The sequence below is a fragment of the Salinarimonas chemoclinalis genome (genome assembly GCF_041514305.1).
GTDB lineage: Bacteria > Pseudomonadota > Alphaproteobacteria > Rhizobiales > Beijerinckiaceae > Salinarimonas > Salinarimonas chemoclinalis.
The window spans coordinates 205434-217988 of sequence record NZ_JBGMWH010000003.1 but is presented as its reverse complement, the minus strand read 5'-3'; the positions used below and the strand labels follow the sequence as shown (position 1 = coordinate 217988).

At 72.5% G+C, this 12555-nt stretch carries 9 protein-coding genes and 2 tRNA genes; 4 read left to right on the top strand and 7 right to left on the bottom strand.

Annotated elements, in window-relative coordinates; genetic code table 11:
- Window positions 1-20 precede the first annotated feature (20 nt).
- The 3 genes from AB9M23_RS08235 (at window position 21) to AB9M23_RS08225 (ending at window position 699) form a co-directional block, all read left to right on the top strand.
- A complete protein-coding gene (locus tag AB9M23_RS08235; RefSeq protein ID WP_372424039.1) occupies window positions 21-296 on the top strand; it encodes an HU family DNA-binding protein in 276 nt (91 codons plus the stop codon).
- Between the two features lie 122 nt (window positions 297-418).
- Window positions 419-494 (top strand) — tRNA-Val (locus tag AB9M23_RS08230).
- 128 nt (window positions 495-622) lie between these two features.
- Window positions 623-699: transfer RNA gene (locus tag AB9M23_RS08225), tRNA-Asp, on the top strand.
- 248 nt (window positions 700-947) lie between these two features.
- On the opposite strand, the gene AB9M23_RS08220 is transcribed toward AB9M23_RS08225, so the two are convergent.
- The 7 genes from AB9M23_RS08220 to AB9M23_RS08190 form a co-directional block, all read right to left on the bottom strand.
- A complete protein-coding gene (locus tag AB9M23_RS08220) occupies window positions 948-2318 on the bottom strand; it encodes an L-serine ammonia-lyase (RefSeq protein ID WP_372424038.1) in 1371 nt (456 codons plus the stop codon).
- A 26-nt stretch (window positions 2319-2344) separates the two neighbouring features.
- Window positions 2345-2908 carry a sarcosine oxidase subunit gamma gene (locus tag AB9M23_RS08215; RefSeq protein ID WP_372424037.1) on the bottom strand — a complete coding sequence of 188 codons (564 nt, stop codon included), beginning with the start codon at window positions 2906-2908 and terminating at the stop codon, window positions 2345-2347.
- Entirely contained in the window at window positions 2892-5894 is a 3003-nt protein-coding gene (locus AB9M23_RS08210) for a sarcosine oxidase subunit alpha family protein (RefSeq protein WP_372424036.1), read from the bottom strand. Before AB9M23_RS08210 ends, AB9M23_RS08215 begins: the two co-directional genes overlap by 17 nt.
- Window positions 5891-6184, bottom strand: coding sequence for a sarcosine oxidase subunit delta (locus AB9M23_RS08205; RefSeq protein WP_372424035.1), 294 nt, complete (start codon window positions 6182-6184; stop codon window positions 5891-5893). Before AB9M23_RS08205 ends, AB9M23_RS08210 begins: the two co-directional genes overlap by 4 nt.
- Before the next feature lie 12 nt (window positions 6185-6196).
- Window positions 6197-7453 (bottom strand): sarcosine oxidase subunit beta family protein, encoded by a 1257-nt coding sequence (locus AB9M23_RS08200; protein ID WP_372424034.1) that lies wholly within the window; start codon window positions 7451-7453, stop codon window positions 6197-6199.
- Between the two features lie 173 nt (window positions 7454-7626).
- Window positions 7627-8643 (bottom strand): GlxA family transcriptional regulator, encoded by a 1017-nt coding sequence (locus AB9M23_RS08195; protein WP_372424033.1) that lies wholly within the window; start codon window positions 8641-8643, stop codon window positions 7627-7629.
- 22 nt (window positions 8644-8665) lie between these two features.
- Window positions 8666-11176 (bottom strand): GcvT family protein, encoded by a 2511-nt coding sequence (locus tag AB9M23_RS08190; protein WP_372424219.1) that lies wholly within the window; start codon window positions 11174-11176, stop codon window positions 8666-8668.
- A gap of 240 nt (window positions 11177-11416) precedes the next feature.
- Here AB9M23_RS08190 and AB9M23_RS08185 point away from each other — a divergent pair, with 240 nt between their 5' ends.
- Window positions 11417-12454, top strand: coding sequence for a GlxA family transcriptional regulator (locus AB9M23_RS08185; protein ID WP_372424032.1), 1038 nt, complete (start codon window positions 11417-11419; stop codon window positions 12452-12454).
- Window positions 12455-12555: the final 101 nt, after the last annotated feature.

The following is a 12555-nucleotide window of genomic DNA, read 5'->3' as shown; positions in this document are numbered from 1 at the left end:
ACGCACTGGAGGAGGTAGCGATGAACAAAGGCGAGCTCGTCAGCGCCGTGGCCGAGAAGACCGGCCTCAGCAAGGCCCAGGCCGGCGAGGCGCTCGACGCCGCGCTGGAGTCGATCCAGGAGACCCTGAAGAAGGGCGAGGAAGTGAAGATCGTCGGCTTCGGCACCTTCACCGTCGCCGACCGTCCCGCCGGCGAGGCGCGCAACCCGCGCACCGGCGAGAAGGTCCAGGTCCCGGCCTCGAAGGCCCCGAAGTTCAAGGCCGGCGCCGGCCTCAAGGACGCCGTCAACGGCTGAGGCCGTTCGCGGCCGTCCGTCGACGTCCCACGCCTCGCGGAGCCGTCGGCGCGCTTGCGCCGGCGGCTTCGTGTTTCTATGTACGAGCCGGGCGGGACGCGCGCGCCGCACGCGCCCGCCGGGGGCGGTTAGCTCAGCTGGTAGAGCATCTCGTTTACACCGAGAGGGTCGGCGGTTCGAGCCCGTCACCGCCCACCATCGCGCCTCGATCGTCTGCCCCGCAAAAAGCGCGAAGGCGGCTCGAGGATCGCTTGACACCGGTCGCGGGGGGCCGTAAACCCCCGCCACTGCCGCCGCCGCCGACCGCGCGCGGCGGAATGGGAAATGCGGGCGTAGCTCAGTCGGTTAGAGTGCCGGCCTGTCACGCCGGAGGTCGCGGGTTCGAGCCCCGTCGCCCGCGCCACCCCGATGCATCGGCATCCTCCGTCACGACTCTCCGATCCACACATCGCCTGTCGCGGCTGCGGACGACCAGCGTCGTCGCCTTGATCGACGGCCGGCGGTCTTCGTCCTTCCCTGTAGGGGAAGGTGGCGCGCAGCCGAAGGTTGGGTGACGGATGGGGCGCGGCGCGCGAGCGTCGCGTTCCGCGAAGCGGAAGCCGACGTGTCCGGCCCCACCGTCGCATTTCGCCGTCGGCCGCCGTCGGCGGTTCAGCACTCCGCGACGTTCACCGCGAGCCCGCCCTGCGAGGTCTCCTTGTACTTCGACTGCATGTCGAGCCCGGTCTGCCGCATGGTCTCGATGACGCAGTCCAGCGAGACGTGGTGGACGCCGTCGCCGTGGAGCGCCAGGGAGGCGGCCGCGATGGCCTTGATGGCGCCGAAGGCGTTGCGCTCGATGCAGGGGATCTGCACGAGCCCGCCGACGGGGTCGCAGGTCATGCCGAGGTGGTGCTCCATGGCGATCTCGGCGGCGTTCTCCACCTGCTCGGGCGTCGCGCCGAGCGCGGCCGCGAGCCCGGCGGCGGCCATCGAGGCGGCGGAGCCGACCTCGCCCTGGCAGCCGACCTCGGCGCCCGAGATCGAGGCCCTGCGCTTGATCAGCCCGCCGACGGCGGCGGCGGTGAGCAGGAAGGTGCGCGTCGTCTCCGGCGCGGTCTCGCCACAGATCTCGCGTAGATAGCGCAGCACTGCCGGGACGATGCCGGCTGCGCCGTTGGTCGGCGCGGTGACGACCCGCCCGCCCGCGGCGTTCTCCTCGTTCACGGCGATGGCGAAGGTCGAGACCCGGTCCATCGTCTCGCTGGGCGAGCGGGCGTTCGCGCGCGCGCCGGCCTGGAGGCGGGCGTGGAGGTCCCTCGCCCGGCGCCGCACCTTCAGCCGACCCGGCAAGGTGCCGCCCGTCGACAGCCCCCGCTCGATGCAGGCGAGCATCGCCTCGGCGATCCGGTCGAGCCCGGCCTCGACCTCGGGGAGGGGCCGCAGCGCGATCTCGTTCCGGCGCTGGACCGCCGCGATGTCGAGGCCGCGGGCGGCGCACAACGCGAGGAGTTCGGCGGCGCTGTCGAAGGGCAGCGGCGCTACGACGTCGATGGGCGCCTGCGTGGCCGCATCCGCCGCCGTCTCCTCGCCGACGACGAAGCCGCCGCCGATCGAGTAGTACACCCGCTCCAGCACCCTCATCCCGGTTCCGTCGAAGGCGCGAAAGCGCATGCCGTTGGTGTGGCCGGGCAGCATCTCGGCCGTGTCGAGGACGAGGTCCGCGTCGGGGTCGAAGCCGACCTCGCGATGGCCCACCCGGATCGCGCGATCGCGGCCGAGGCCGGCGACGAGCTCCGGCACCGCGTCCGGATCGACGGCGTCCGGCCGCTCGCCGAGGAGGCCGAGGCAGATCGCGGTGTCGCTCGCGTGCCCGCGCCCGGTGAAGGCGAGGGAGCCGTGCAGGCTCACCGCGATGCGCGCGGGCGGGGCGGGGAGCGCGCGCAGGTCCGCGAGGAAGCGCGCCGCCGCCACCATCGGCCCGACCGTGTGCGAGCTCGAGGGGCCGATGCCGATCTTGAAGAGCTCGAAGACGCTGATCATCGCCAGCTACGCTCCGCCGCGACGGCTCAGAGGCCGCGCGCGGCCTCGAGGAGAAAGCCGCGGAGATAGTCCGCCCAGGAGCGCCAGCATTCCACCTCGAAGGCGTCCGCGTCGAGGCGCGCGAGCAGGATCTCCGTCTTGGCGAGAACCGTGCGCGTCGCCGTGCCGATCGGGAACGCTTTCGGCGAAAGGTCGAGCGGGCAGCCGGCATTGAGCGCCGCCCCGGCGCCCGCGCCGGTCACCGCGAGGCCGCAGGAGCGGTGGCTCACGTCGACGAGCGCGTGGAAGGTGCCGGCGAGCCCGGCGGTGACCAGCGCCGTCAGCTCCTCGGCCTCGTCGGCATCCGCGAGGAGCAGCCATTCGTCCGGCCCGAGCCGCAGGGCGCGCCGTCCGTCCGCCGCGCGCGTCGCGGTGATCGGCATGTCGAGCGAAAGGCCCGCGACCGCGCCGACGTCCGCGGCCGCCGCCGGGCGCAGGCGCAGCGACAGCCGCGTGCGCGGGGGGAGCGGCGCGATCGCGACGCGCCCGATCGTCTCCGTGGCGAGCGGGAACGGCGCCACCCGGGTCGCCCGGTTACGACTCTCGAGCATGGACGCGCACTCCTTCCGCATCGACGAAGACGGTGTCGCGGATCGTGGCCCGGGCGAAGCCGGCCATCGTCGTGACGTGGACGGTCTCGCCCATCCGCGCGCGGCCGTCCGCGACGAGGGCGAGCGCGATCGTGCGCCCGCAGGCGGGGCTGAAGTAGCTCGACGTGACGTGGCCGAGCATCGGCACGGGCAGCGGCGCCGACGGGTCGCGCACCACCTGCGCCCCCTCGTCGAGCCGCTCGTGCGGGTCCTCGGTCTCCAGCCCGACGAGCTGCTTGCGGCCCGGGGCCACGAGGTCGGGGCGCGCCAGCGAGCGCTTGCCGACGAAGTCGGGCTTCACCTTCGAGACCATGCCGCCGAGCCCGACGTCGTCGGGCGTCACCGTGCCGTCGGTCTCCTGGCCGACGATGATGAAGCCCTTCTCGGCGCGCAGCACGTGCATGGTCTCGGTGCCGTAGGGCGTGACGCCGTGCGCCTGCCCCGCCGCCCACAGCGCCTCCCACACAGCGAGCCCGTAGTCGGCGGGGACGTTGACCTCGTAGCCGAGCTCGCCGGTGAAGGACACGCGCATCAGCCGCGCCGGCACCCCGCAGACGAAGCCCTCGCGCACCGACATGTGCGGCAGCGCCTCGTTGGAGAGGTCGATGTCGGCGACGAGGGGCGCGAGCACGGCGCGCGCCCGTGGGCCCTGCAGCGCGATCACCGCCCATTGCTCGGTGACGCTCGTGAGGAAGACGTCGAGGTCCGGCCATTCGGTCTGGAGGTAGTCCTCCATCAGCGTGAGCACACGCGGCGCGCCGCCGGTGGTGGTCGTCACGTGGAACCGATCGTCGGCCATGCGCGCCACGACGCCGTCGTCGAGGATGTAGCCGTCCTCCTTCAGCATCAGGCCGTAGCGGCACTTGCCCGGCGCCAGCTTCGACCAGCCGTTGACGTACATTCGGTTCAGGAACTCGGCGGCGTCCGGCCCGACGACCTCGATCTTGCCGAGCGTCGAGGCGTCGAAGATGCCGACGCCCTCGCGCACGGCCCGGCATTCACGCGCGACCGCGGCGTGCATATCCTCGCCGGCCTTCGGGAAATACCAGGCGCGGCGCCAGAGCGAGACCGGCTCGAACACGGCACCCCGGGCCTCGGCCCAGCCGTCGATCGGCGTCTTGCGGACGGGCTCGAACAGCGCGCCCTTGCCGGGGCCTACCAGCGCACCGAAGGTGACCGGCGTGTAGGGCGGGCGGAAGGTCGTCGTGCCCACCCGAGGCAGCTCCGTGTCGAGGAGCCCGGCGACGAGGCCCAGCGCGTTCATGTTCGACGTCTTGCCCTGGTCGGTGGCCATGCCCGTCGTGGTGTAGCGCTTGACGTGCTCGATCGAATGGAAGCCCTCGCGCACGGCGAGCTTCAGGTCCTTGGCGGTGACGTCGTTCTGGAAGTCGATGAAGGCGCGCACGCGGCCGGGATCGGCATCGGTGGGCAGCACCCGCATCGGCTGGAAGCCGGTGCGCGTCGGGCTCGCCGCGAAGGTCCGCGTCTCCTCGAGACCCGCCGCGGCGGCGCCCGCGGCGAAGCCGGCCGCGAGGCAGGCGGCGAGAGCCATGTCGCCGGCGCAGGCGCCGGCCGAGCGCTCGGCCTGGGCGTGCGTCGCCGGCAGGAAGGCGTCGCGCGCGGCATCGTAGGCGAGCTTGCCGCGCGACTGCGAGAAGAGGTGCACCGCCGGCGTCCAGCCGCCGGACATGCCGACGCAGTCGCAGGGCAGCGTCCGTCGGGGGCCGACGGAGCCGTCCGCCCGCAGCGGCGCGACGATCAGGCCCGACACCCGCCGCCGGCCCTTCGAGCCGACGATCGTGTGCCCCGGCAGCACCGTGATCCCGCGATCCGCCGCGAAGGCCGTGTCCGCGACGCAGTCGGCGGCGAGGCGTGCGTCGACGACCGTCACGGTCAGCCCCGCCGCCTTCAGGTCGGCGGCGGCGGTGTAGGCGGAGGAGCCCGTCGTCGCGATCACGATCTCGCGGCCCGGCGCCACCGCGTAGCGATTGACGAGCACGCGCAGGCTCTCGGCCAGCATGATGCCGGGTCGGTCGTTGTCGGCGAAGACCAGCGGGCGCTCGTGGGCGCCGGTGGCCAGCACGACCTCGGCCGCGCGGACCTGCCAGAGCCGCTCGCGCGGCGCCTCGCGGGTCTCGCTCGCGGGCAGGTGGTCGGTGATCCGCTCCACCAGGGCGACGTGGTTGTGGTTGTAGTAGCCGAAGGCCGTGGTGCGCGGCAGGACAACCACGCTCTCGTGCGCGTCCAGCGCGGCGATCGTCCGTGCGACCCACTCCTGCGCCGGCACGCCGTCTATCGTCGAGGTCACGTCGTGGAGCAGCGCACCGCCGGGCTCCGCCTGCTCGTCGACGAGCATCACCCGCTTGCCCGAGCGCGCGGCGGCCAAAGCCGCGGCGAGGCCGGCGGGACCGGCGCCGACGATCAGCACGTCGCAATGGGCGTGGCGATGCGCGTAGCGGTCCGGGTCCGGGTCCGCGGGGGCGACGCCGAGCCCCGCCGCGGCGCGGATCACCGGCTCGTAGACCCTGTCCCAGAAGGCGCGCGGCCACATGAAGGTCTTGTAGTAGAAGCCCGCGACGAAGACCGGCGAGAGCACGTCGTTGACCGCGCCGACGTCGAAGGCGAGCGAGGGCCAGCGGTTCTGCGAGCCGGTGACGAGCCCGTCCACCGCCTCGACCGCGCCGGCGCGGTTGTTCGGGTCGACGCGGCCCGGCCCGCGATCGACGCGGAGCAGCGCGTTCGGCTCGTCGGTGCCCACCGACAGAAGGCCGCGCGGTCGGTGGTACTTGAACGAGCGGCCCATCAGGTGGACGCCGTTGGCCAGCAGCGCCGACGCCACGGTGTCGCCGGCGAAGCCCCCATAGGTCTCGCCGTCGAAGCGGATGGCGAGCGTGCGGGAGCGGTCGATGCGGCCGCCCTGCGCGAGGCGGAAAGGTTGCCGGCTCATCGAACGTCCTCCGCCGTGCTCTCCGGACGCGGGGCTCCCGCCGGGTAGGTGGTCACGAACGCATCCGAGTGCGTGTCGCGCAGCGCGTTGAACCAGCGCTGGCAGCCGTGGGCGTGGTTCCAGCGCTCGGCGAACACGCCCTTGGGGTTGTTGCGCACGAACAGGAATTCCGACCAGTCCCGGTCGTCGAGCGCCGACGGGTCGGCCGGGCGCGCGACGTGCGCCTCGCCGCCGTAGGTGAACTCCAGTTCCGGGCGCGGTCCGCAATGGGGGCAGGTGATCAGCAGCATGGCTCTCGCCCCTCAGTGCGCGACGGCGGCGGCAGCCGCCTCGTCGATCAGCCGCCCGGTGCGGAAGCGATCGAGCGAGAACGGCGAGTTGATCGGGTGCGGCTCGCCGGTGGCGAGCGTGTGGGCGAAGACGTGGGCCGAGCCCGGCGTCGCCTTGAAGCCGCCGGTCCCCCAGCCGCAATTGACGAACAGGCCGGGCACCGGCGTCTTGCCGATGATCGGCGAGCGGTCCGGCGTCACGTCGACGATGCCGCCCCAGTTGCGGAGCATCCGCATGCGCGAGAAGCGCGGGAATATCTCGCAGATGGCGTCGAGCGTATGCGTCGTGATCTGCAGGCCGCCCTGCTGGGAATAGGACACGTACTGGTCCGTGCCGGCGCCGATGACGAGCTCGCCCTTGTCCGACTGCGAGATGTAGGCGTGGACCGCGTTCGACATCACCACGCAGGGGAAGACCGGCTTCACCGGCTCCGACACCAACGCCTGGAGCGGGAAGCTCTGCAGCGGCATGCGCACGCCGGCGCGCTCCATGATCACGGACGTGTGCCCCGCCGCCACGACGCCGACCCGGCCGGCTCCGATGAAGCCCTTCGTCGTCTCGACGCCGGTGACGGCGCCGGTGGCGGGGTCTCGCGCGAAGCCCGTCACCTCGCAATTCTGGATGATGTCGACGCCGCGGGAATCCGCCGCGCGGGCGTAGCCCCAGGCGACCGCGTCGTGCCGCGCCGTCCCGCCGCGGCGCTGGAGGGCGGCGCCCATCACGGGATAGCGCGCCCGGGGATCGATCGAGAGCGGCGGGCAATAGGCCTGCGCCTCCTCCGGCGTCAGCCACTCGTTGTCGACGCCGTTGAGGCGGTTGGCGTAGACGTGGCGCTTGAAGATCTGGACGTCGTGGACGTTGTGCGCCAGCATCATCACGCCGCGCTGCGAGTACATGACGTTGTAGTTCAGGTCCTGCGACAGGCCCTCCCAGAGCTTCACCGCATGCTCGTAGAGATGCGCACTCTCGTCGTAGAGGTAGTTCGAGCGGATGATCGTCGTGTTGCGGCCCGTGTTGCCGCCGCCGATCCAGCCCTTCTCGAGCACCGCCACGTTGGTGATGCCGTGCTCCTTGGCGAGGTAGTGCGCCGTGCCGAGCCCGTGCCCGCCGCCGCCGACGACGATCACGTCGTAGCGCGGCTTCGGCTCCGGGGAGCGCCACTGGCGGCCCCAGCCTTCGTGCCCGCGCAGGGCCTCCGAGAGGAGATTGCCGAGGTTGAAACGGCGCATGGCGGTCGCTCGCTCGTCGCCCGCCGGGCAGGGGGCGGGATGGCGGATGGGGACGATGCGCGCATCCTGCGCCCGAACGCCCCCGGCCGCTTGAGTGCCCGCGACGTTCTCTTGCGTGAATACGACGCAAGGCGTCGCCTGCGCTCAAGCGCGGCGGAGCCGGAACCGACCCGTCACGGCGCCGCCGCCGGCGCGCTCTCCTGCGGCCGCGCCGCGCGCACCAGGCTCGGCGAGAGGTTGAAGTAGCCCTTGAACTGCCGCGAGAAATGCGCCGCGTCGCAGAAGCCCGTCTCCACCGCCACAATGGTGACGGGCTTGGCGGTGTTCTCGATCAGCCAGCGCGCGTGGCGCAGGCGCAGTTGGCGGTAGACGACCGCGGGCCGCAGCCGCAGCCGCGCCTGGAACAGGCGCTCGAGCTGGCGGGTGGAGAGCGCGAGCGCGTCCGCGATCGCGGCGATCGTCAGAGGCTCGGCGATGTTCTGCTCCATCAGCCGCAGCGCCCGCTTCACCCGCTCGTCGCCGATGCGGTCCGGCGCGAAGGCGTGGGGCTGCGCGTCGCTCGCCGCGCGGGCGTGCTGGAGCAGGAGCACGTGCAGCGCCTTCTGCGCCACCGCGCGGCCGAGGTGCTTCTCGATCAGCCAGGCGGCGAGATCGGCGACGCCCGCGCCGCCCGAGCAGGTGATGCGGTCGCGGTCGACGAGGAAGAGCTGGTCCGAGATCGGCGTCGTGTCCGCGAACGCGGCCTCGTAGTCGGCGTGGTGGTACCAGGACACGCACGCCCGCCGGTTCCGCATCAGCCCCGCGCGGGCGAGCACGAAGGAGCCGGTGCACACGCCGATCAACGGCACGCCGGCGGCCGCGGCGGATCTCAGCCAGCGTTCCGTCGTCGCGTCGACCTGCTCGCCGCCGTGGAGCAGCCCGCCCACGACGACCACGTAGTCGAAGCCGCGCGGATCGCCGAGCGGCGCCGTGCGCCCCACCGAGAGCCCGCAGCTCGCCCGCACCGGCTCGGCGCTCGACGCCATGATCGCCCACGAGCAGCGGATCGGCCGCGACCGGTCCCCCTCGTCGGCGGCGAGCCGCAGCGGATCGACGAAGAGCGAGAGCGCGGACAGCGTGAAGTTCTGGGCGAGCACGAAGCCGACGCGCAGCGCGAGCGGGGGGCGGGCGGCGGGGGATGAGGCCTGCATGATGTCGTCCTGCGCCCCTCTCCTACCCCCGCAGCCGCGCGTTCTCCGGATCATGGGGCGATTCGCCGATCACCATGCACCGGTGCGGCTTGCCCAGGATGACGATGTCGAGCTCGGTGCCGATCTCGCCGAGGTCCGGGCGGACCATGCCCAGCGCCAGCGACTTGCCCGTGCGCCAGCCGAAGCCGCCGGAGGTGGCGCGCCCGACGAGCGCGCCGTTCCTCGTCAGCGCCTCGTTGCCGCGCGCGTCGGCGTCGGTCACGTCGTGGACCTCCAGCGTCACGAACCGGTTCGCGAAGCCCCGCGCCCGCCGGGCGAGCAGCGCCTCGCGGCCGATGAAGTCGCCCTTGTCGGGCTTGACGAAGCGATCGAGGCCGCTCTCGAGCGCCGCGTACTCGATCGAGAGCTCGCGCGGCAGCACGCGGTAGGACTTCTCGAGGCGCATCGAGTCCATGGCGCGCACGCCGTAGGGCGCGATGCCGAAGGGGCGGCCCGCCTCCATCAGGAGGTCGAAGACGTAGGCCGTCGTCTCGACGGGGATGTGCAGTTCGAAGCCGAGTTCGCCCACGAAGTTGACCCGCAGCGCCTCGGCGCTCGCGAAGCCGACGTCGATCGTCCGGCCGGTGAGCCAGGGGAAGGCGGCGTTCGAGAGGTCCGTGTCGGTGACGCTCTGGAGCACGTCGCGGGCATGCGGCCCGGCGAGGCCGAGCACGCCGATCTGCGTCGTCACGCGGGCGAGGTCGACGGAGCCGTCGCGGGGGCGCAGCTTCGTCAGGTAGTCGAAGTCGTGCCGCTCGGCCGAGCCCATCCCGACGAGGTAGAAGCGCTCCGGCCCCTCGCGATACACGGTGAACTCGGCCCGCACGCCGCCGTTCTGCGCGAGCATGTGCGCGAGGCCGATGCGCCCGGTCTTCTGCGGCAGGCGGTTCGCCAGGATGCCGTCGAGCCAGGCTTCGGCGCCGGGGCCGGAGACCGCGTACTTGGCGAAGGCCGTCAGGTCCTGGATGCCGACCGCCTCGTGCACCCGCCGCACCTCGCGCCCGACGTGCGCGAAATAGTTCGAGCGGCGGAAGCTCCACCTCTCGCGTGGCCTCTCGCCCGCCTTCACCGGCGGGTGGTTCTCGGCGAGCAGCACGTCGTCGCGGTCGAGATCCGCCTCGTCGAGGCCGTAGCCCTGCGGCGCGAACCAGTTCGGCCGCTCCCAGCCGTAGACCGAGCCGAACACCGCGCCGAGCGCCGCCATGCGGTCGTGCACCGGCGAGCGGCGCAGGGGGCGCGCGGCGGCGCGCTCCTCGTCGGGGTAGTGCACCGTGAAGACGTTGGCGTAGGCCTCCTCGTTCTTCGCCTTCAGGTACCCGCGCGTGGCGTGCGGGCCGAAGCGGCGGGGGTCGACGCCGCCCATGTCGATCGTGGGCTCGCCTTCGACGATCCATTCGGCCAGCTGCCAGCCGGCGCCGCCGGCGGCGGTGACGCCGAAGGAATGCCCTTCGTTGAGCCAGAAGTTCGGCAGGTCCCAGGCAGGGCCGATGATCGGCGAGCCGTCGGGCGTGTAGGCGATGGCGCCGTTGTAGACCTTCTTCACGCCGACCTCGCCGAAGGCCGGCACCCGGGCGATCGCCGCCTCGATGTGCGGCCCGAGCCGGTCGAGCTCCTCCTGGAACAGCTCGTACTCGCTCTGCGCGTCGGGCCCGTCCACGTAGCAGACCGGTGCGCCCTTCTCGTAGGGGCCGAGGATGAGCCCGCCCGCCTCCTCGCGCATGTACCAGCCGGAATCCGACTCGCGCAGCACGCCCATCTCCGGCAGCCCCTTCCGGTGGCGGGCGACGATGTCGGGGTGCGGCTCGGTGACGATGTACTGGTGCTCGACCGGGATCACCGGGATGTCGAGGCCGACCATCGCCCCGGTCCTGCGGGCGAAGTTGCCGGTGGCGCAGACCACGTGCTCGCAGGAGATCGCGCCCTTGTCCGTCTCGACCCGCCAGCGCCCGTCGCCGGTGCGCGCGATGCCGGTGACCGTGGTGAAGCGGTGGATCTCCGCGCCGCGCGCCCGGGCGCCGATGGCGAAGGCCTGGGTCAGGTCGGCGGGCTGGATGTAGCCGTCGTCGGGATGGCGGATGGCGCCCACGAGCCCGTCGGTCTCGCACAGCGGCCAGAGCGCCTTCACCTCCTCGGGTGTCAGCACCTCGACACGCACGCCCAGCGTGTCGGCGATGTTCTTGTAGTACATGTATTCGTCCCAGCGGTCCCGGGTCCGCGCCAGGCGGATGTTCGAGACGCGCCGGAAGCCGACGTCCTGGCCGGTCTCCGCCTGCAGCCCGGCGTAGAGCTCGACCGAGTACTCGTGGATGCGCCCGACCGAGTAGCTCATGTTGAACAGCGGCAGCAGCCCCGCCGCGTGCCAGGTCGAGCCGGAGGTCAGCTCCCGGCGCTCGATCAGGACGACGTCGGACCAGCCCTTCCTGGCCAGGTGGTAGAGCGTCCCCGCCCCGACCACGCCGCCGCCGATCACGACGACCCGCGCCTCGCTCCGCATCCCGCCCGTGCCCATGGCTCGCCTCCGCCCGCGCGGCCCGCTCCGGGACCCGCACGCCATGCTCGCCATGCCCCCGTTCCGCCGCTTGCGCGAAGGCGACGCCGGATGTCGCGCGCGCGTCATGGGGTGGGGCGTGACGATCATCCGAGATCTGAATGGGCATTCTCGCACCGATGCCGTTTTTGCGCCACGGATGGCGGAAAGACTACACTTCGTCGGCTTTCTGCCGCGGAGGCGTGCATGGCGGGACGGTTCGATCTGGAGAGGCCGATCGCGCTCGGCTTCCTGCTCACGCCGAACTTCTCGATGATCGCCTTCACCTCGGCGATCGAGCCGTTCCGGCTGGCGAACTACGCCACCGGGCGCGACCTCTATTCCTGGCGGCTCTACTCGCCGGACGGGGAGCCGGTGCGCGGCTCGAACGCGGTCGCGGTGGCCGCCGACGCGCGGATGTCCGCCGCGCAGGGCCTCGACCGGGTGTTCGTGTGCGGCGGCAACGGCGTGCAGGGCTTCGACCACCACGAGACCATCGCCGCCGTGCGACGTCTCGCCGCGCACGGGGCGGAGGTCGGTGCCGTGTGCACCGGCGCCTGGGTGCTCGCCAAGGCCGGCCTGCTCGACGGCTACCGCGCCACGATTCACTGGGTCTACCGCTCGGGCCTCGTCGCCGACTTCCCCGATCTCGAGGTCAGCGAGGAGCTGTTCGAGATCGACCGCAACCGCTTCACCTGCGCGGGCGGCATGGCCGCCGCCGACATGGCGCTCTCGCTCGTGGCGCAGGACCGGGGTGCGGACGTCGCGGCGCAGGTCACCGATCTTCTGATCCACAATCGCATCCGCGAGGCCCGCGAGCGTCAGCGCATGGACCTGCGCGCCCGCGTCGGCGTCGCCCATCCCAAGCTCCTCGCCGTCGTCGAGACCATGGAGGCGACGGTGGAGGAGCCGCTCGCCTGCGCCGTCCTCGCCCGCACGGCGGGCGTGTCGCAGCGCCAGCTGGAGCGGCTCTTCGTCAAGTATCTCGGCGAACCGCCGACGCGCTACTACATGAAGGTGCGCCTCCAGCGCGCCCGTCAGCTGCTGCGCCAGACGAGCCTGCCGGTGCTCGAGGTCGCGCTCTCCTGCGGCTTCGTCTCGGCGTCGTACTTCTCGAAGACGTACCTCGAGCATTTCGGCCGCTCGCCCTCGGCCGAGCGCAAGCCCGACGCGCGCGAGAGCCTGGCGGTGACCGCCGCCGGTGCCCGAGGGCGCCGGCGCGGCGCCCTCGCCGACGCGGGCTGACGCGCCGCCTTATTCTCGTCCCTGTTGGCCGCGAGAAGCCGACCCGCCGGCGCGCGAGGCGTGCCGGCACCCACCGCGCCGTCCCGGCGCATCGACGGCAC